Raw genomic sequence first — 20516 nt, forward strand, 5'->3', positions numbered from 1 at the left:
GCGTGTTCCCATATACCCCCGTGTTCCCGATAAGGCCGGATCGTTTCAGGGTTCACGTTCGTCGAGCAGCTTGGCCAACCGATGTAGCGCCCGGTGCTTTCGGACGCGCAAGGCCGCGGCCGGCATGCCGAGTCTGCCGGCGATCTCACTGGCATCCAATCGTTCGAAAAAATACAGTCGAAGCAATTCGCGATCACTGTCTGCCAAGCGATCGAGTGCTGCTCGCACGGTCGCACGGCGCTCTTCGCTGATCAGCGCGACGAGCGCGTCGGGCGCCTCGGCCCCGCCGGTCGGTTCGTCGTGCAGCCGTGCCAGCGCGCGAGCCTCTCGTCCAGCCGAGCGCTGATGCTGGAGGCAAACGTGGGACGCCGTCTGGAACACGAAGCCAGGCAGTGCGAGCGGATTTTCGATACGGCCGGCGCGCATCGCATCGATCACCCTGCGCAGTGTCTCCTGCGCGACGTCCTCCGCGGCAGCAGCGTCCCGGAGCCGGCGTGTCGCGAACAGTCGCAATCGATCGCTGAAGCGAAGGACGAGCTCCGCCTCTGGGACAAGCAGGACCGCCCGAGGGGGTTCCGCCTGTGCCGAGGCGCCTGTCGCCGGGGTGTAACGCTTTCCGTCGAGCGGCGACATAGGGATGGAGAAGCCGGGTGGACGCGTGGACCAATCCTCATGGGCCAGAGGCGGCTACAGATCGATCGCCGAGCGCGTACGGAGATACTACCGCCTTCCAATGCCGGGAACAAGAAGCGCCGCCGATCGGCGCGAGCTGAAATAAACCCATTTCGAGTCACGAGGTTCCAATGCATCGTTCACACGGCTTCTTGCTAGCCGCATTGTCGGTCCTGACCCTGGTGCCGTTCGGCCGGCAGCCATCGGCTCAGCGAAGGCCGCCGGTTGCTCGTCCCACAATTGCTCGACCTCTGCCTCCCCCTCCCGCACCGGACTCGACGCCGAGCAAGCCGGGCACCAGGCCGGACGTGGCCGCTGTCGCGCCGCAGGATCTCCGCCGGTGGACGATGCCAACGATTTCTTACGGGCCTCCCCAGCCGCGCACGCTCGCCTCGCTCGCCTCGCTCGCCTCGCGCGGTGGACGCGACCTGTTCGCCGAGCCCGGCCCCGACGAGAAAGCGGTTCCGCGCGAGTTGACGACTGTCGTCGCTGGTCAAAACGTCACCAGGAAGGTCCTGCGTCTTCGCGGCCTGGATGACATCGAGCAGTCCGAGCTTCCAGACGGAGCCAAGCGACTCCTTCTCATGCACATGGGAACGATCGCCGCCGATCAATCCGATCAGTACATCGTCAATCCCGACCTGGCCGAAGAGTGGATGCGAACCCATCCGCCGGTGCCTTCCCACATCAAACCACCGGAAAAAAAGAAGGAGAGTCAGGGATGCAGCACGAGGCACATGTCGTGGAAGTGCGTGAAGAACGAGGGCCAGCAAGCCATAGACAAGGCCTCGGAAGAATGGGAGAACCTGCGCCGGGAGGCGCAGCGCGCCTGGAGCAACGCCTCCGACGAGCTGAGCCGGTCGTGGGAGATGGCGGAGGGCTGCTTTGCCGATCATACCCTGTCGCTCAGGGAGATCCCCGTTACGTTCGACATCGACCCCACCATGTCCATCCCCATCGAGGGGGGGGAAATGAAGAGCAGCTCAGTGAGGGGAGAACTCTCGGGAAGCGTGAGTCTCGGGATTCCGATGAAATCGGATTTCACCGCTCAGCTCGAGCTGTTCTACATCCCCTGCCTGCCATTCGTGCTCAGACCCAAGGCGCTCTCGGCGGATGGCAGCATGACGGTCGGCGAAACACTCACCGGCACCGTGACGGCCACGGGAAGATTCGGCCGGGAGTTCAAGATCCCCCCGGGCGGTGGTCCCTCGATTCCCATAGCGATGCTCCCGATCGTCGTGGGCGGGGTGCCGGTGGCAGAGCTCGATATAGCAGCATATATCGAGGGCTCGGTGACGCTGGCCGGGGACGGCAAGGCTGAGGGGAGCTTTCAGGTCAAGAACACGAACACCGTCGAGTTCGACGTCGCGTGCGATGGCGGCGGATGTAGCTCCAGGTCGCAGATGACACGCGACCCGATCATCGTCACCGAGAGCGCCCAGCTCCAGGGACAGGTATCTGTCGAGCCGGCCATCTATACGGCGCTGCAGCTCAACTTCAACTTCAACGCCCTGAGCTTGCGGGCGGGCCCGCAGCCGTATCTCCTGGCTGAGATGGCGGGCTGCATTGCGGGGGCCGCGCAACAGACAGAAGGCGGCGGCTCGAGGTCCAGTCACAACGAAGGGCTCATGGCCGATCTGGATTGGGGAGTCAAGTTTAGGGCAGAAGCGCTGGTCATGGGCGAGGTCGTCGGCAATCCCTACGTCAAGTCGGTCACGGGAAACAGGCACGTCATGTTCCGCGACTTGGTCCGTGAAGGCTCGACCGCGCTGGTGGCGGTCGTAGACACCGCGCCGCAAGTGACCGCGGGAAAGCCCGCCACGTACAGGGTGAGGATGCCCTCGTGCTACCCCTACACCACTCCGGTCCAGTACCGCATTTCATGGACGGGCGGCGCGACGGCTCGGCCAACCGAGGGCTGCGACTGGCAAAGGGGCATCTGCAAGTTCGACCCCAAGAAGGACCTGGTGATCGATCTCACCTGGCCGGCCGAGGGCAGCTATTCGCTGACAATCGTTCCGGTCGGCGATGAACACGGGACCGGCCGGAGCACACAGCTTCGCACGTTCGAGCCGGCGCCAAAGGCCACGGAGCTGAGCATCACCGTAATGCCAGAGGGTTGAGCTCATAATCGCTGCGAGCTGCGAAGAGGAGAGAAGGTAAGCGGCCTCAGAACCAACCTTTTACTAGAGGAAACGAGGACATGCAAAAACAGCTTCTAACCATTGTTCTGGCGGCGCTAATCGGAGGGATCGCGTCCGACGCTACGGCGCAGCAGCGTCCGGCGGTGCGAACCCAGACGTCGCCAGCAAGAGCGGAATGGCGCACCCCAATCCCGCGGACCGTGATCTACGGCGAGCTCAACGGAGCTCAGTTGATCGCCGTGGAAATGCTGAACCACAACGTTGGCTGGGCGCTTGGCCATGGCTCCCCGCATACCGTGCTATTCCGCACCGCCGACGGGGGTAAATCGTGGGAACGGCTGACGACGTTCGATGGCCAGATTTCCCATTTGAACGACATCGGTTTCGCGGACGCGAACAATGGGTGGATTGTCGGGTCCGCGCACATTCTTCGCACCACCGACGGTGGCGAGTCGTGGTCACCAGTGGACACCGAGAAGGTGACCGGAACCGGTTATTACGTTTCCGCGAAGGAGCTCCTCGTGCTGGGGCCGGACGCGATTGTTGTAGGCACAGACGGACAGAACAGACAGATCATGCGGACCCTCGATGGGGGCATTACGTGGGAGGCTATCGGGCTCGTAAAGGATGGCGGCGGAGGGGCGGCGAGCGAGAATACTGTGACGGGGCTCGCCCTTGCCCAAGGCACGAGGATATTTGCTACGACCGGCGGTCACGCTTACACCAAAGGAAGGATCTACCGCTCGGATGACGGCGGGCATTCCTGGGAGAACGTGGCGGAAGCCCAGGGGCCCCTGCACGGCATTGCCGTTCGGGGCCAGCGCGGCGTTGCCGTCGGGGAGAATGTTGCCTTCTTTACCGAGAATGGTGGCGATACCTGGCAGCGTGTAGTGATTCCCGGGAGGCGATACGCAGTCGATTTCCTCGATGGGAACTCGGTTATCGCGGTCGGCAGAGACCCCGGTGTGGTAATCAGCAGGAATGGTGGCAAGACATGGCAAGCCGCGACAAGTCCGGCCCTCGAATCGGGCGCGTTCATAGCTGTTGATGCTGTCGATCCGGGCTGGTGGTTCGTGGCGAGCACCCACGCGCTGCACCACTTCATCGATCCCAATCACACCGAACCGATCGTGAGCGGACGGTTTCCCATACCGGTCGATCTTCGGATTCCGGGCGGCCGCGCCCTGCCACGTGGCGTCTACGATGTCATGCTGGGCCATCGCGGCGATGAGCACGTGCTGAGACTCGATCGGAAGGGGGACGTAACCACCTCCCGCCCGGGAAGCTCGTCCGGAGAGCAGGAGTCCTCAGCCGAGCTGGACGCGGCAGTTGCTCGGCAACGGAGCCAGACACCACCTGCCTGCGCCGCGCCCTGTGCGGCAACGTTTCCCGCTGATGTCACCTATGAGAAGGAAGATGTCGCAGGGGAAGCCGACATCGGATCGTTCTTCCGGATCTCGCTCGAGCCGACCGGGAGCGGATTTGCCGTAGTGGTTCGAACCGCGCTTACTCCGCCACGCAATGTCGCGCTCGCGCTGGCCGCGGTCGGCGCGCCGCAGAGCTCGGAACAGGAAGTTCGCCAGACCGCGAGAAGCGCCGGTACCAGGGCCGGGGGGCTTCTCGGTCGGATCCAAAAGGCGGCTACGGGCGACGTGCGCGGGGCTGTCGCGGGATCTGGGCTCGACGCACGGGCGACGCAGGCACGATTGCGTGCGGCGAAAGCCGCTCCACCCGCTGTCTACAAAGTCACCCTCCGCCACTCGCTCGACCTGTTCGGTGAAAATAAGGAGTAACGACCCGGGGTACGTCCGGCGATCGGATCGTTGAGGATATGGAAGACTCCATCCCTAGTTTTGAGGATGCAACGAGAGCGACAATATTCACAAGGTCTAGATTTCGCGAATCAGACAGATCGCGAACTCCCTCGGAGATTGCAATGAAATGGAGGACGTTGGGTGCGGCGGCGTTTCTCATCGCCATGGGCGCGGTTCCCGTTGCGTCTCAAACGCTGACGATATCGGTGACCGGAACGGGCAAGGTTACCGGGACAGGAATTGACTGCCCTTCGGACTGCAGCGAGGCGTTTCAACAGACTTTGTCACGGGTACGCCCGGGCCGATCGCGTACCGTAGTCCTGACAGCAACGGGATGGGGAACCGACCCCGTCAATGGAGCGGCCACGTGGGGCAGCGGGCCCAACTGGGGCGGAGCGTGTCAGGGGACGACGGGCTCGACATGCACTGTTACGGTGCCGGCAGGTGGAGCGACCGTTTCGGCCGGATTCGCGACGGTCAGCATGCCGGATGTTGGCGGGATCTTCGGTTCGATGCAGGATGCGATGATTTTGGCCCCTTCTACTGTCGGCCCTGGCACCGTTACCAGCTCGACATCCGGTACCTCGCGGACGCACCGCGCCGAGCCGAATGCCGGCGCCTCATTTGCCGGCTGGTCGGGAGCGTGCACGGGGACTGATCTGGTTTGTACGCATTCCCTCGGCGGCACTGTGCAGAGCCTTAAAGCGAGCTTCGGCTGGCCGGTGACAGTGGTAATGATCGGAGGCGGCGGCCGTGTCACAGGCCCGGGAATCGACTGCCCCATGTCTTGCACAGCAGTGGCCGTGCCACCCACTCTTATTCTCGAGGCCACCGCGATCGCATCCGTCTCTCTCAAGGAATGGGGTGGCGACTGCAAAACGGCTGGGAGCACGACGTCTGGAGCCGTGTGTTCCCTCGCCATTACAGGACCGAAGAGCGTCAGTGCCGGATTCCAGGCTACCCTCCTCACCCCCTCCGGCGTCCCCCCTTCACCATGAACGGGGCGTAGTCCCGCTCGGATTCTGCGCGACTCTGTCCTGCGGTCTCGATATAGGGGAGGAAGCGGCACCGCAGTAACCCGCCCCATTGTTTGCACGAGCTGCCGCTAGTTCCCGCTGCAGGACCTGCCTGATCGCGAGTTCGTCATTCGGATTCGCAGTCGATGTTGACGCGCCATTCTGTTGCCCCTGCTGACAGGCTGTGATTGTCAGAAGTACTAGAGCTGTGCAACACGAAGTGGCCCACGGTCCACAGCATAGAAAAAGGCTCGACCGCGTAACCAGCGACCGAGCCTAGACATAGAGAAGTGGAGCGGAGGGGAATCGAACCCCTGACCCCCTGCTTGCAAAGCAGGTGCTCTCCCAACTGAGCTACCGCCCCGGCAGAAGAAATATAGTGATCAGTGATCAGTGATCACTGACTGCCGGTTGGCTCTTACTAGTCACTAGTCACTAGTCACTAGTCACTAGTCACTAGTCACTAGTCACCGTCACTCGTGCGCCGGCAGCGGCTCCATCGTCTTCGGATCCACCGGCACCTGCACCTCGTCGCGATACGGCGAAGTGATGAGCGTCACGCGCATCCGCGGGAACGCGTCCATGAACGCGACGTAGCACAGCCCCCACAGTCCCAGGTACCCTAGTCCGATGGCGATCTCCCAAATGCCGAACGGCAGATTCGCCGCCGCGCCGTAGATCGACGGATAGATCTCCAGATAGCGGTGGAACCAGAGCCCGACCACCGTGCAGCTCGTGAACAGCGCCAGCGTCGGCAGGTACACCTTCGCGGCGCGGGACAGCAGGCCGAAGAACGGCAGCACGAACATCAGCGCCACGACCGCCAGCGACAGCCCTATCCACGGATCCATCAGGCGCAGGCGCATCCAATGCGTCTCCTCCGAGATGTTGCCGTACCAGATCACCAGGTACTGGGCGAACGTGATGTAGCCCCAGAACGCGGTGAAGGCGAAGCACAACTTGCCGAGATCGTGGAAATGATGCTCGGTGATCAGATCGTCTCTGCGCAGGTGCCTCCGCCACGCTATCGTCAGCAGCGTGAAGCTCGCGAGCGCCGCCACCCAGCCGCTCATGAACACCCACCAGCCGTACATCGTGCTGAAGAAGTGCGGGTCCAGCGACATGGACAAATCCCACGCCAGCACGATCCAGCCGAAGGCGAACGCGAATGCCAGGAAGACGGCGAGCTTGCCCTGGAGCGAGTGCGTCGAGTGGATCTCACGCCGCTCGTCCCGGAACCCGCGCCGCATGCGCTCGCGCAGCGACCGTGCCCAGATCGCGCCGCCTTCCGGCGAGTGCCCGACGTCCAGCCGCACCGACGTGTAGATGTACCACAGGCTCAGGCCCGTCATGATCGCGAACACGCCGAGCACGCGCAGCGTGAAGAACAGCGTGTTGCCCAGGTAGAGCTGCTTCTCCGGCCCGGGGATCGGCTCGTGCGTCCACGGGAAGATGTGTCCCTTCCCGAAGCTGATCAGCAGCAGCAGGATCACGAACGCGACCGGGAGCCACGCCACGTACCCCTCGAGGAAGCGGATGATGGTGCGCGACCAGCGCGCGGTCGTGATCCGCTGCACGGCGACGAACATCACGCCGGCGGAGGAGATCGTGGTGAACACCAGCCAGTTGAAGTGCATGGACTGCCAGGCGCGATCCGGCGCGAGGAACAGCCCCACGAGAAAAGCGAGCAGACCGATCGCGGCCAGGACGATGCATGCGGTCTTGATCCACGCCGCAACCGGCTTCGAAGTGCCCGCGAGAATCTCCTCGCGCGTCAGGTGCGGGGCGTGCGTGTGCAGATTCATGGCTGCGGCCTCGCGGGCGCAGTCGCCGGGGCGACGGGAGCGCCGGCGCGCGCGGCGGGCGAATTGAAGTACGGCGACGGTCGCGTCGGGCCGCGGTGCGTCGCTCCGGGGATCTTGTCGCCCGTCACGCCCGGAGCCGCCAGCGGCCCGACCGCGACGGCCGCTCCGCTCTGCAGCGCGCGCACGTAATTCACCACGTCCCACCGGTCCGGCTCTTCGATCCGGTTGTACGTCGGCATCAGCCCGCGCCCGTTGCGGATCATCCCGTAGATGTAGCCGTCGCTCCGCCCGCGCGTGGCGTCGCCGGTTATCGCGATGCCCGGCATCCCGTACTTGGTCACAGGGCCGTCGCCCATCCCGCGGTCGCCGTGACACACCGCGCAGTTGATCTGGAAGTACATCCGGCCGTTCGCGAGCGACGCCGCGCTGCTCGGTGTCGGATTCGTCAGCCCCGACATCGAGTCCACCGTCGTGGGCATGCCGCTGTACGAGACCTCGAATCCGCTCACGGCCATCCCCGAGATCGGCACCGATCCCTGTGGATTGCCGCGCGAGGCGGTGAGCGTGTCCGGGCTCGCCCACGGATAGATCACGGGCTGCTTCTTGAAATCGGAAAACCACTCGCACCCGCCGAGCGGAACGAGCATAAGCAGTATTGCTCGAGCCGCGAGCCTGCGACAGCGCGCGATCGCCGTGCCGGCTGAGGCGGCGTGAGCGTTCGCAAGGCCGCCGGTCACGGCGCCGCCGCGAACGTCTCTAGCCGCCGATGCCGGCATGGCATCGCGCGCGGGCCATGGCGAGCGAACGTCTCTAGCCGCTGACGCCGGCATAGGCTGGCGCGCGGGCCATGGCGAGCTATCGCTCACGCCGCACCTCGGTCGCGCCTTTCGCGCGCAGCAGCTCCTCGCACCGCGCGGCGTCTTCCGGATCACACTCCACCCACACGCCGAAATCCCCGTGGCTGAATCGCGCATCATAGCCCACGGTGTGAGTCACCCTGGGCAGCCGCGAGTTGATGAACAGGCCGGCTACCGTGGACAGCGCCCCGACCAGCACCATCACCTCGAACCCGATGATCGTGTACGGCACCCACGACGCTATCGGCTTGCCGCCCACCACCAGCGGCCAGTAATCCGACACCCAGATCGCGATCCAGTAGCCGAACGTCACGCCCAGCAGACCGCCGATGAGCGTGTACTTCCGCACCGCGCTCGGGCCGGCCGAGATCACGTGCTCCAGCTCGTGCCGCGGCGTCGGCGAATACACGGTGATCGGGCCGTAGTCGCCCCGCTTCAGCTCCTCGATCGCCTCGACCGCCATGTCCAGCTCGCGGAAATGCCCGAGTACGCCGCGCATTACTCGTGCTCTCCCGGCGTCTCACGCTCGAAGGCGAGATGCTGCCCGGCAGTGTCGATGCCGTGATCGTGCGGCTTCCTGAGCCGCGGCTTCACGATCTCCTTCACCTCGGCGATAGCGATCACCGGGAACTGCTTGATGAACAGCAGGAACCACATGCTGAACCAACCGAAGCTTCCCGCCAGAATCGCCATATCGACCCACGTCACACGGTAGCCGGACCACTGCCACGGATTGTACTCGTGCGCCAGCGACGGGACCACGATCACGAACCGCTCGAACCACATCCCGATGTTGATGAAGATCGAGAGGATGAACAGCCAGGTCGTGTTCCGCCTGAGCCTCTGCGAGAACAGCGATAGGGGCAACACCATGTTGCACGTGTACAGGATCGCCGACGCCCACCAGTACTGGCCGAAGACGCGGTTCCAGAAATAATCCTGCTCCACCTGGAGCCCGCTGTACCACGCGATGAACCACTCGACCATGTACGCGCAGCCGACGACCAGCGACGTGAACAGGGCAAGCTTCGCCGCCGCGTCGAGATGATTGAGCGTCACGTAGTGCTGCAGCCGGAACCACTTTCTCACCGGAATGATGATCGTGAAGACCATCCCGAGTCCCGAGAAGATCGCGCCGGCCACGAAGTACGGTGCGAAGATCGTCGTGTGCCAGCCGGGGGGCAGGCCCATCGCGAAGTCGAAGGAGACGACGGAGTGGACCGACAGCACCAGCGGCGTCGAGAACGCCGCCAGGAAGAGATAAGCCCGCGCGAAGTGCCGCCACTCCCGGTCGCTGTTCCGCCAGCCGAGCGAGAGCACGGCGTAGATCCGGCGGCGGACCGGGTTTTTCTCCCGGTCGCGCAGCACCGCGATGTCCGGAATCAGGCCGATGTACAGGAACGTCGTCGAGACAGTGAGGTACGTGAGGATCGCGAACACGTCCCATACCAGCGGGCTCTTGAAGTTCGGCCAGATGTAGCGCCAGTTCGGGTACGGGATCAGCCAGAAGAACTTCCACGGGCGGCCGAGGTGCAGGATCGGGAACAGTCCCGCCGTCATGACCGCGAATACGGTCATCGCTTCGGCACAGCGGTAGATCGTCGTCCTGAATCCGGCCCGGAACAGGTACAGAATCGCGGAGATCAGCGTGCCCGCGTGTCCGATACCGATCCAGAACACGAAGGTGATGATGTACACGCCCCACATCACCGGCGGGTTGTAGCCCGCGACTCCGAGCCCCGAGTAGATCTGGTACATCCACGCCGCGATGCCGATCAGCAGGAACGTGATGGCGGTGAACAGCCCGATGTACCAGGCCCCGGTCGGACTCAGCGTCGCCGAGATCTCGTTGTCTACCTGCTCGTAATCCCGGACCGCGGGGAGCTGCACGTCCGCCGACGCGATGTTCGGCCGGTGCAGCACCTCCAGGTCGCGCGCTTCGTCCACGGGCTTGGCTGCGGCTGCCATGGCTAGTGTGCCGCCTGCGGAGCCGCGCCGGCTCCGGTGGTCGCGCCGGCTGCCGCGGTCGCGGCTCCCTCGCGTGGATGATTCACTTTCTTCAGATAGACGACCGCCGTGTAGGTGTTCAGCTCCTCGAACACGTGATACGCCCGCTCGTCGTCGATCAGCTTCGTCACGGCCCACGACGAGTCCGCCGCGTCGCCGAACGTGATCGCGCGCGACGGGCACGCCTGCGCGCACGCCACCGTGAACTCGTCCGCCTGCAGCGGCCGCTTCTCGGACGACGCTCTATGCTCCGCCTCGCGGATGCGCTGGACGCAGAACGTGCACTTCTCCATCACGCCCTTCCCGCGGACCGTGACGTCCGGATTGAGCTGCCAGTTGAGCGGCTCGGGGAACGCGTACTGCGACCGGTTCGGCTCGCCGTAGCCGAACCAGTTGAAGTAGCGGACCTTGTACGGGCAGTTGTTCGAGCAGTACCGCGTCCCGACGCAGCGGTTGTACACCTGCACGTTCAGCCCGTCCGGGGCGTGATACGTAGCGTACACCGGGCACACCGGCTCGCAGGGGGCGTTGCCGCAGTGCTGGCACAGCATCGGAATGAACCGCGTCTCGAAATCGCTCCCGCCGTCCTCTCCGCCCTCGAAGTACCGCTCCAGCCGGATCCACGCCATCTCGCGGCTGCGGACGATGTTCGCGCCGAAGCCGGTGCGATCCGGGAACACCTTCGCGTTCTGCCAGTCCCCGCCGACGGTGGGAATGTTGTTCTCCGCGTAGCACGCGGTAACGCACGCCGAGCACCCCGTGCAGCGCGCGAGGTCGATCGTCATCGCCCAGCGACGCTTCGCCATCCCGCTCCAGTGGTCGGGATGGTACATCCCCTTGTCGTTGGAGTTGGGGTCGCCGAGGTCGCCCTGCGCGTCGTTCGCGACGGGCGCGCGCAGTCCCGGGAGGAACTCGCGGCTCGCCATCCCTTCCATCTCGGGCACGACGTGTCCGTCTTCGTGGTGCCCGCCTTCGTCCGCGCCGTGCGCATCCGCCGCGGCGGGCGCGTGCGCCTGACCGAGCGAGCCGGCTGCTACCGCGCGCGCGATTCCGCGACCGTGCTGGCGCGCCGAGCCTTCGGTGGTGACCAGCTCGTGATGCCCGCCGGCCTTCGTCACCTGCGCCTTCGTGCTGACGTACGCCAGCGCGCCGCTCGAGTCGGCGGCGGCCGCGGGGAGCAGATCGAGCGCGTTCATTCCCGCTCGCGCGTACCGGCCCGAGTGGTCCCGCCCGCGGCCGATCGCGATCGCGACCGTGTCCTCGCGCACGCCGAGATAGACGAGCGCGGGGAGCGTGAGCGATCCCGCCGCAGTCTGCACCGTCAGGAGATCGCCGTTCTCGACGCCGAGCCGCTCTGCCGCGCGCGGATGAATCTCGGCGACCGTCTGCCAGCAGATCTTGGTGACGGGATCGGGCATCTCCTGGAGCCACGGCTTGTTGGCGCCGCGCCCGTCGCCGAGGAGCGGGTGCTGGTACAGCATCAGGTACATGTCGCCGCGCGTGGACTCGATCGCCGGGCTCGCCACCGCGGTGACCGCCGCGGCGCCCGTTCCGCCCGCGATGGCTCCAGCGGTCACGCCGCTCGGCAGCGCTTCCGTGAGGCCGCGCGCTCCTCCCGGGAACCGCGAGATCAGCCAGTTGCGATAGCCCGGCTCGGGGGTCTGCGCCGCCGTGGAGGGGCTGCGGCGGGACAGCTCGAGCAGGACGTCGGCCGTCGCGCGCGTGTCGAACACCGGCTCCATCGCCGGCTGCTGGAGTCCGATCGTGCCGCGCACCGGCGCCGCGTCACCCCAGCTCTCGAGCGAGTGGTTGTCCGGCAGGATGAGATCGCACAGCTCCGTGGTCTCGTCGGGCACGCTGGAGAAGCTGACCTTGAATGGAACCTTCGCGATCGCTTCCGCGACGCGCGCCGCCTTGCCGAAGGCATGCACTGGATTGACGCCTCGCACGAACAGCAGCGGAACAGTCCCGGCGCGCATCCGCTCCACCGCCGCGCGTACAACCGCGGGAGAATCCATGCCGTCGTAAGCGGTCACTGCTTCGGCGACGTTTACGGTCGAGCCGACGTTCCCCGCGTTCAGCGCGTTCACCGCGAGCGCGAGCTGCATGGCTCCCGGTCCGCTGCCGCCGGCCAGCGCGAGGTTCGGGCGCAGTGCGGTGAAATCCTGCTGCAGGCTCGCCAGCTGTTCGGCGGGCACACCGGAGGCCGCGGCTGCCGCTGCTACCGGAATGCCTCCGGCAAGCATGCGCACGATGAAGAGCTCCTTGCCGGGCATGCACGGGATCCACTCGTCCGCGTTGAGACCCGTGAGCGACCGGCGCGGGCCTACATAGATCAACCGCGGCGCGTTCGCCACGTCGGCACGGGCGTCGGCCCAGGCGAGCTGCTGCGAGACGCTCGGCCCCCAGCTGTCGAGGAAGTCGGCGCCGAAGGAGATCACCATTCGCGCGGCGCGGAAGTCGTACCGCGGCCAGGAGACGCCGTACGTCTGCCGGTTGGCGGCGATGGCGGCGAAGTCGCTCTGCGCGTCGAAGCTGATGTGCGGCGGCATGCCGATCGCGTTCAGCCACGCGTCCAGGAATCCGGGGAAGCTACCGCTCTCGTGCTGGTTGATGAACACCGCGGACGACGCGCGCCCGCCCGCGCGCGTCTCGCCGAGCTTCTGCGCGAGCAGCTGCAGCGCCTGCTCCCACGTCACGCGCTCGAGCGTTCCGTTGCGCCGGATCATAGGACCGCGGAAGCGGTCGGGGTTGTACAGCCCCTGCACCGCCGCCTGCCCGCGCGCGCAGATCGCGCCACGGCTGAGCGGATGCTGCGGATTCCCCTCGACCTTGATGACGCGCCCGTCGCGCGTCTCCGCCAGTACGCCGCATGCGGCCGAGCACTCGCGGCACGTGGTCGCGTAATAGTTCGACACTCCCGGCACCGTCTCGTCGGGCGAGACGAGGTACGGGATGAGCCGCTCGACCTCGCCGGTGCCGCAGCCGATCGTGGCGGTAGCCGTGCCGGCGCCGAGAACCTTGAGAAAATCTCTGCGCTTTACCGACATACGGCGCTATTAGCTCTTGGCTGTTGGCTATTAGCTCGAAGCGATTGTCCGTTGGTAGTTAGCCAACAGCCAATAGCCAATAGCCAATAGCTCTCTTTCAGTGGTGGCATGTCGAGCAATCGTATCTCGCCCTGAAGGGCGGATTGGATTTTCCGATGTGACAGCTCACGCACCACCCCATGCCCAGCGACTGCGTCTGGGACACCTGCGCCATGTTCTGCACGTTGCCGTGACATGTCTGACAGGAAACGCCGGCGCCCACGTGCCGCATGTGGGGAAACTTCACGTACTCCGGCAGCTTGTGGATGCGGACCCATGGCACCGGCTGCTGCCTCGTCCAATAGCCGGCGAGCTTCTGGATCTCCGGCTTGGCCGCGCCTGCCACCGTGTGACAGCCCATGCACGTGCTCATCGCCGGCATGCCGGGATCGGGCGATTTGTTCGCGGCGAAGTGGCAATACAGGCAGTTCATCTTCAGCGTCTGGACGTGGATCGGGTGCGGAAACCGGACCGGTTGCGTCGGGCTGTTGCCCGTGCGGGACGAGGCGCCGCTGTATGCGGATACGATCGCCGCCAGGGTGGCGAGCGCAAAGAAAGCCGGCACTGCTGCCCACTGACGCCGCAGTTTCATCAATACTCGAGAGAGTGCATTTGGGGAGGCCTTGTGAAGTTTTTCACAAGGAGTCGGAATGAAGATTAGTCTGACTCTCGGCTCGCGCAAGCGCCCTCAGCACCTCGATCGCCATCGCGCGCAGCAAGTCCAGCTCGCGCGCATCCGGCGCGGCGCGGAAGACCAGCGTACGGACGGACCGCATGATGTGCTCGTGGTTTCTCGTCTTGAAGAAGTCGATCGCTTCGAGCGCCTTCTCCGCGTCGGCAAACATCAATTCGTAGTGCCCTGCCGTCGGTGGCGGGGCCTGCTTCCTCGGAGGCGGCAGCTCCCGCGTCGAGTCCGACGCGCGCAGATGCAGCTCGTACGCCGCGAGGAGCACCGCCTGTGCCAGATTGAGGGACGCGTGCCCGGTGGTCGGTATCGTCACGACGACGTGGCACATGTCCAGCGCTTCATTCGGGAGACCGTGATCCTCACGGCCGAACAGCAGCGCCACCGGACCGTCCCGCTCGAGCAGCTCGCGAGCCGCTTCCTTGGGCGTGGTTATCCGCCATTTCGCGGCCCGCCTGCGCGCCGAAAAGCCGGCGACGGCGACGCAATCGGCGACTGCCTCCTCAAGCGTGGGGAAATGCTCGATGGCGCCGAGAATGTCCGCGGTGTCGTGGGCGATACCCTCGAGCCGCCACGGATCGTATTCCACGGGCCGCACCAGCCGCAGCCTGGCGAGCCCCATGTTCTTCATCGCGCGCACGGCGGCGGCGATGTTGACCGGGTCCTGCGGCTCGTACAGGACGACGCGGATCGCGTCGAGCGCGGACCCGGTCACTGCTTCATCAGCTGCGGATCAGGGGATCGGCTTCCGCCCCGTGATGATGCGGTACAGCACGACGATGATGGCGATGACGAGGAGGATGTGAATGAGACTGCCTCCAACCGGCATCACGAACGCGCCCAGCAACCAGAGAATGAAGATGATTACGGCGATCGTCCACAGCATGACCGAGCTCCTCTAAGAGAGTGAGTACTGCCCGCCAGCAACAGCGCGTACCGCACCGGCAACAGTCGTACCGTTACAGCTGTGACTAGTGACTAGTGACTAGTGGCTAGTGACTAGTGGCTAGTCAACTGAAAACCGCGGTTCCTAGTCACTAGTCACTAGCCACTAGTCACCGTTTCAACGCGGGCCCCGCTCCACGAACTCCTTCTTCGGCGGATCGGCCTGGTGCAGCTGCATGCGGCCGAGCAGGATCCGTCCGGCGCGAACGTCGTGCCCCATGTCTATCAGGAGAATGGCGAGATCGCCGCTCCCCCACAATAGACCCGCGAGAACTACGAGCCGGCTGGTCTCGGCGAGCAGCGTCGGGATCGCCGCCCTGCCTTGCGCCACCAGCCCCGTGATTATCTCCGCCACGAGCAGCAGGAGGAGAATTATCGCCATCAGCTTGAACAGCTTGGACAGATACCGCAAGCCGACGTACGGCTGGAGATCGTCGGCGCGCACCTGCATCGTCGGATCCCCCGGATGGTCGCGCTTCGGCGTGGTCCGGTATTCGTCCTGCTCCGCTGCTGTGATATCGCCTGTCATCATGCTTCTCCGGTTGCGGTCACCAACGCGCCCTGTACCCGCGCGTGTCGATGTGAGTAAAGGGGCCGTGGGCGGCGTTCGCCCGGTACACACCTATCCCGCCTATCAGCGAAGGATGTGCCCGTTCGACGCGCTCGGCCGCGGAACGAATGAATTGTGCGTCTCCGATGTCGACCCGGCCGTCCCTGTTCAGGTCGTCCATGCTGCCGTTCCCATCGTTGTCGATGTAGATGTCGGCGGCGTCCCCGTACATGTGCCGGCTGAGCGACGCCCGGCCGCGCGTGTCGCCCACTCCACTGTTGTACTGCGGCGTACGGAAGCCGCTCATCACGCGCACACCCCTGGTGTCCACGCCCTGCTTGCGCAGCTCTTCCAGCACCAGCTCGAGCTTATCCAGCAGTTTGGTCTCGAGGACCAGGTATTTCGGCCAGACGTTGAACTGATCCTTCGGGAGGAAATCCCGCAGCCGGAAGTGCTCCGATACGTATGTATCCCGGTTCTCCAGCGTGACTTCGATGAAGCCACGGGGCGGCGCGTAGTTGCCCTTGGCGGCGGCGCCGCCCCGCGCCGAGGGCCAGTTGCCGATGTAGTACAGGCCGATCCGTCCGCCCTTGGCCGCGCTGGCCGGCTTGAGCGTTATGACGCGGAAGTCGGTCATCGGCTTGATAGCGCTCCCGACCTTTATCGCGAGACTCCAGATGCCCGCCCGCCGGGGCGCGCGCGGCGCCGAGCCTGCCTCGGTACCGGCGACAGTCACGATCGCTCCGCTCGGGAGCGTATCCCGCAGAATCGGAGCGCCCTCGGCGGAGATCTGCGCCCGGAGCCGGCCGCTCTCGCCGCGAAGCGGCACGAACGCGTTGAGCACGGCGTCGGTGAGGTACGCGGTTGACGTCGCATTAGGCTCGGTTATCGAGGCCGCCATCGCCGACGCCGCGGGCGCGACGGCCGTGCTGTCCCCCCCCCAATTCGCCGACGTCGGCCGCGCCGTGGCGATGGACCACGACCAGCCCATCGCGATGAGCAGCACGAACACGCTCGACAGCACGTTGAACGCGCGCTCGCTCCGCGTGGAGAGCCCCGCGCGATGGTACCAGCGCGACGGCCGGGGTGGCACGCGAATCGCCCAATCAGACATACTTCGCCGCTTCGCGCAGGACCCTTCTCGGCTTTCTCTCTTTTCCGGCAGCGTTCACCGCATGGATTGGTTTCGCGAGCTCTATCATCTGCTGTCCGATCTCCCGACCCTGATCAAGTGGGGCGGATACGTCGGTCTTACGACTATTGTATTCACGGAGACGGGCCTCCTCGTCGGCTTTTTTCTGCCGGGCGACTCTCTGCTCGTCACGGCCGGGCTGCTGGCTTCGCAGGGTTTTCTAAACGTATACGTCATGGGCGCGCTGCTGACAGTGGCCGCGATCGCGGGCGATTCCGTGGGTTACTCCATAGGCCGCGCCGCGGGCCCGCGGCTGTTCCGCCGGGAAGACTCGTTTTTCTTCAACAAGAAACACCTCTATCGAGCCCATGATTTTTACCTCCGGCACGGGGGCAAGACCATCGTCATTGCGCGTTTCGTGCCTATTTTGCGGACCTTCGCCCCCGTCGTGGCCGGCGCCGCCGACATGCCCTACCGCAGGTTCATCTTTTTCAACATTGCCGGCGGCATCGGCTGGATCTGGAGCATGCTCATGGTCGGCTACGTGCTCGGCCGCTACATCCCCGGCATCGAGAAACGCATCGAGTGGGTGATCGTCGCGGTCATCGGGCTGTCGCTGGTGCCGATTCTCGTCGAATACTTGAAGTCGCGCAAGAAAAATGTGACTAGTGACTAGTGACTAGTGACTAGTAACCGCCCCGCCCCCTACCCCTTTCCACGTCTTCCGCATTTACTAGTCACTAGTCACCAGTCACTAGTCACAGTTCTTAAGTCACTAGTCACGGTTTCCAAGGAGCCCCCATGCCGCACTCGCTGCCTCCCCTGCCGTACGATTTCGGCGCGCTCGAGCCGCACATCGACGCGAAGACGATGGAGATCCACCACGGCAAGCATCATCAGGCGTACGTCACCAAGCTGAACGAGGCGCTGGAGAAGGCGCCTGACCTCGCGAACAAATCGCTCGACGAGCTGATGCAGAGCCTGGACAAGGCGCCCGAGGCGGTAAAGACCGCGATCCGCAACAACGGCGGCGGGCACTGGAACCACAGCTTCTTCTGGCAGCTCATGGCGCCGAATGCGGGCGGTAAGCCGGCCTCGCGCGAGCAATTCCACGGGCAGCAAAAACTGATGGACGCCATCAACTCTTCTTTCGGCGACTTCGCGAAGTTCAAGGAGCAGTTCGCGTCCGCGGGCGTCGGCCGGTTCGGCTCGGGCTGGGCCTGGCTGGTGCGCGACGGCGACAAGCTCGCGATCACCAGCACGCCCAACCAGGACAACCCGCTCATGGAAGGCAAGCGCGCGATCCTGGGCCTCGACGTGTGGGAGCACGCGTATTACCTGAAATACCAGAACCGCCGCCCCGACTACATCACCGCGTGGTGGAATGTGGTCAACTGGAACGCGGTCGCGAAGAACTTCGGCAGTTAACAGATCGCGGTTTCAACGTTGGTGTAAGGGCCGAACTGCCGGGGGTCCCTCGCGTGGCGGCTACGCGCGCAAACTACGCGCGCTAAGACGCCGCCTGCGAGGGACCCCTCGGCGCGTTCGGCCTCCTGACATCGCGGCAACCGCGAACACGTTGTCCCGCCGCCGTTCGCGCCCGCTTCCAGAATTGTCTTTTGCGCTAGGAACGGAAAGAGCGGGAAACGTGGGCGGTCGCGAGGGGCTACACGGGCCTGGTTGTGCGCCGTCCGATCGGCGATGCCTGGGCGGTCGAGCGAGCCGGGTGCCGTTCGCAGGACCGTCTTAGCGAGCGCAGTTTGCGAGCGTAGGTCCAGCGAACGGTCATCCGGCTCGCTCAACCGCCGCGGAACGACTATCGAGCGGCTTCGCCTTCCAGATATGTGTAGCCCTCGAGCCCGGCCACGTAATCGGCGATGAAGGTGTTGGCTTCTTCGCGGGTTATGCTCGTCGCGGCGCCTACTTTTCGGCGGAATGTCGCCAGTAGATCCGGCGCGCGGAACTGCACGTAGGCGAGCACCTCGGTCACCGTGTCGCCGTGCACGAGGTCGGTGATCTCGTACCCGTCAGTGGACAGCTCCACGTGCACCGCGTTCGTGTCGCCGAACAGGTTGTGGAGATCGCCCAGGATCTCCTGGTACGCGCCCGTGAGAAAGATCCCCAGGATGTACTGCTCGTTGTCGTCGAAGGTGTGCAGCTCGAGGCTGGGCCGCGGATCGCGCGAGCCCACGAACCGGTCGATCTTACCGTCCGAGTCGCACGTCACGTCCTGAATCGTCCCGCGCCGCGTCGGCTCCTCGTTCAGCCGGTGGATCGGCATGATCGGGAAGAGCTGGTCGATCGCCCAGCTGTCCGGCAGCGACTGGAAGAGGGAGAAGTTGCAGAAGTACCGGTCCACCAGCGTCGCCTCGACGTCATCGATGATGTCCTGATACTCCTCGACGTCGCGCTGGGCGATGCGCGCGACCGCGTTGACCGTCGCGAGATACAGCTGCTCGGCCATCGCCCGGCCGCGAAGCGAGAGCACGCCGCTGTTGAACAGCTCCTGCGCGCGCTCCTTGGCGAAGATCGCGTCGTGGTACACCTCGCGCGCGCGCCGCTTGCTCACGCGCTTGAGCTCCGCCGCCATGTCGTGCAGCAGCGGATGGTCGTCCTTCTTCAACTCCGGAATCGCGACGTCGCCCTGCGACTCCACCTCGATCACGCTCAGCAGCAGCAGCGAATGGTGCGCGGTCAGCGCCCGGCCCGACTCGCTGATGATGTGCGGCATGTCCAGCCCGCCGCGCCGGCACGTCTCCGCCAGCGTGTACACGACGTCGTTGGCGTACTCCTGAATCGAGTAGTTGACGCTTGCGTGCGCCGTGGAGTTCGTGCCGTCGTAATCGACGCCGAGCCCGCCGCCGACGTCCACGTGGGTGAGCTTGAGACCCATGCCGCACAGCTCGGCGTAGAAGCGGCTGGCCTCCTGGAGCCCGGCCTTGATGTAATGGATGTCGGTGATCTGGCTGCCGAGGTGGAAGTGGATCAGCTTGATCACGTCGAGCCGGTCCAGCTCGGTGAGACGGTCGATCAGCTTCACCAGCTGCGCGGTGGTCAGACCGAACTTCGATTTCTCGCCGCCGCTCCGCGCCCACCGGCCCGCGCCTTCCGCGTACAGCTTGATCCTGACCCCGGCGGTGGGATTCACGCCCATCTCGTCGGCGACCTTGAGCAGCACCTCGAGCTCGCTCACCTGCTCCAGCACGATGAAGACCTGGTGTCCGAGCTTCTGCGCCATCAGCGCGAGCCGCATGAACTCCTCGTCCTTGTAGCCATTGCACACGATCAGATGATCGGTGTGCGTCGCCAGGCCGAGGATCGCCTGCAGCTCCGGCTTGCTCCCGCACTCGAGCCCGATTCCGTCCTCGTGCCCGAACTCGACGATCTCCTCGATGACGTGCCGCTGCTGGTTGACCTTGATCGGGTACACGGTCGTGTACGGGCCGGCATACGAGAACTCCCTGATCGCCTCCGCGAAGCTCCGCGACAGCAGCCGGATGCGGGAGCGCAGAATGTCGGAGAAGCGCAGCAGCAAGGGCATGCCGATGCCCTGCGCTTCCAGATCCAAAGCGAGCTCGTACAGGTTCAGCTCGCGCGCGGGCGAAGACGCGTCCGGGCGCACAACTACGTGGCCCTGGTCGTTGATCTCGAAGTACCCGCCCCCCCATCCCCCGACGTTGTAGAGAACGCGGGAGTCGTCGACGGTCCAGGTGGGCGGGGCTTCGGTGTCCATCGCTTTACTTGCTGTAGCCATGGGCGGATTCTAACTGGTTCAAAATGAGCTGTTGGCTATTGGCTAT

At 64.9% G+C, this 20516-nt stretch carries 16 protein-coding genes and 1 tRNA gene; 4 read left to right on the forward strand and 13 right to left on the reverse strand.

The genetic code is table 11. From position 1 onward, the window contains the following. Positions 1 to 45: 45 nt before the first annotated feature. On the reverse strand, positions 46 to 633 hold the full coding sequence (locus WEA80_01105; protein MEX1185172.1) for a sigma-70 family RNA polymerase sigma factor: 588 nt from the start codon (positions 631 to 633) through the stop codon (positions 46 to 48). A 386-nt stretch (positions 634 to 1019) separates the two neighbouring features. Between WEA80_01105 and WEA80_01110 the strand changes: the two genes are divergently transcribed. Both WEA80_01110 and WEA80_01115 read left to right on the forward strand, forming a co-directional pair. Further along, positions 1020 to 2795 (forward strand): hypothetical protein, encoded by a 1776-nt coding sequence (locus WEA80_01110; protein MEX1185173.1) that lies wholly within the window; start codon positions 1020 to 1022, stop codon positions 2793 to 2795. Between the two features lie 80 nt (positions 2796 to 2875). After that, complete coding sequence (locus WEA80_01115; protein MEX1185174.1) at positions 2876 to 4609, forward strand: YCF48-related protein; 1734 nt, start codon at positions 2876 to 2878, stop codon at positions 4607 to 4609. 1328 nt (positions 4610 to 5937) lie between these two features. Here WEA80_01115 and WEA80_01120 read toward each other — a convergent pair. The 11 genes from WEA80_01120 to WEA80_01170 all read right to left on the reverse strand — a co-directional run bounded on the left by WEA80_01120 (position 5938) and on the right by WEA80_01170 (position 16677). Next, positions 5938 to 6010 (reverse strand) — tRNA-Ala (locus WEA80_01120). A 109-nt stretch (positions 6011 to 6119) separates the two neighbouring features. After that, positions 6120 to 7451 (reverse strand): hypothetical protein, encoded by a 1332-nt coding sequence (locus WEA80_01125; protein MEX1185175.1) that lies wholly within the window; start codon positions 7449 to 7451, stop codon positions 6120 to 6122. Next, positions 7448 to 8098, reverse strand: coding sequence for a cytochrome c (locus WEA80_01130; GenBank protein ID MEX1185176.1), 651 nt, complete (start codon positions 8096 to 8098; stop codon positions 7448 to 7450). Before WEA80_01130 ends, WEA80_01125 begins: the two co-directional genes overlap by 4 nt. Before the next feature lie 208 nt (positions 8099 to 8306). Continuing rightward, entirely contained in the window at positions 8307 to 8807 is a 501-nt protein-coding gene (locus tag WEA80_01135; protein ID MEX1185177.1) for a DUF3341 domain-containing protein, read from the reverse strand. Further along, a complete protein-coding gene (nrfD, locus tag WEA80_01140; GenBank protein MEX1185178.1) occupies positions 8807 to 10276 on the reverse strand; it encodes an NrfD/PsrC family molybdoenzyme membrane anchor subunit in 1470 nt (489 codons plus the stop codon). Before nrfD ends, WEA80_01135 begins: the two co-directional genes overlap by 1 nt. A 2-nt stretch (positions 10277 to 10278) precedes the next feature. Next, positions 10279 to 13365 (reverse strand): molybdopterin-dependent oxidoreductase, encoded by a 3087-nt coding sequence (locus WEA80_01145; protein ID MEX1185179.1) that lies wholly within the window; start codon positions 13363 to 13365, stop codon positions 10279 to 10281. 97 nt (positions 13366 to 13462) lie between these two features. Beyond that, positions 13463 to 13969 carry a cytochrome c3 family protein gene (locus WEA80_01150; protein MEX1185180.1) on the reverse strand — a complete coding sequence of 169 codons (507 nt, stop codon included), beginning with the start codon at positions 13967 to 13969 and terminating at the stop codon, positions 13463 to 13465. Positions 13970 to 14039: 70 nt separating this feature from the next. Then, positions 14040 to 14804 carry a TrmJ/YjtD family RNA methyltransferase gene (locus WEA80_01155; GenBank protein MEX1185181.1) on the reverse strand — a complete coding sequence of 255 codons (765 nt, stop codon included), beginning with the start codon at positions 14802 to 14804 and terminating at the stop codon, positions 14040 to 14042. Positions 14805 to 14822: 18 nt separating this feature from the next. Further along, positions 14823 to 14975, reverse strand: coding sequence for a lmo0937 family membrane protein (locus WEA80_01160; GenBank protein MEX1185182.1), 153 nt, complete (start codon positions 14973 to 14975; stop codon positions 14823 to 14825). 177 nt (positions 14976 to 15152) lie between these two features. Beyond that, positions 15153 to 15563 carry a hypothetical protein gene (locus WEA80_01165; protein MEX1185183.1) on the reverse strand — a complete coding sequence of 137 codons (411 nt, stop codon included), beginning with the start codon at positions 15561 to 15563 and terminating at the stop codon, positions 15153 to 15155. Positions 15564 to 15582: 19 nt separating this feature from the next. Continuing rightward, positions 15583 to 16677: a D-Ala-D-Ala carboxypeptidase family metallohydrolase gene (locus WEA80_01170; GenBank protein MEX1185184.1), complete on the reverse strand. Its 1095-nt coding sequence runs from the start codon at positions 16675 to 16677 to the stop codon at positions 15583 to 15585. An 82-nt stretch (positions 16678 to 16759) separates the two neighbouring features. On the opposite strand from WEA80_01170, the gene WEA80_01175 reads away from it, so the two are divergent. Beyond that, positions 16760 to 17392 (forward strand): VTT domain-containing protein, encoded by a 633-nt coding sequence (locus WEA80_01175; protein ID MEX1185185.1) that lies wholly within the window; start codon positions 16760 to 16762, stop codon positions 17390 to 17392. A 125-nt stretch (positions 17393 to 17517) separates the two neighbouring features. Further along, positions 17518 to 18144 (forward strand): superoxide dismutase, encoded by a 627-nt coding sequence (locus WEA80_01180; GenBank protein ID MEX1185186.1) that lies wholly within the window; start codon positions 17518 to 17520, stop codon positions 18142 to 18144. Positions 18145 to 18532: 388 nt separating this feature from the next. On the opposite strand, the gene speA is transcribed toward WEA80_01180, so the two are convergent. Next, complete coding sequence (speA, locus tag WEA80_01185; protein MEX1185187.1) at positions 18533 to 20470, reverse strand: biosynthetic arginine decarboxylase; 1938 nt, start codon at positions 20468 to 20470, stop codon at positions 18533 to 18535. Positions 20471 to 20516 lie beyond the last annotated feature (46 nt).

It is taken from the genome of Gemmatimonadaceae bacterium (genome assembly GCA_040882285.1).
In the GTDB taxonomy this organism is placed as follows: Bacteria; Gemmatimonadota; Gemmatimonadetes; order Gemmatimonadales; family Gemmatimonadaceae; genus JACDCY01.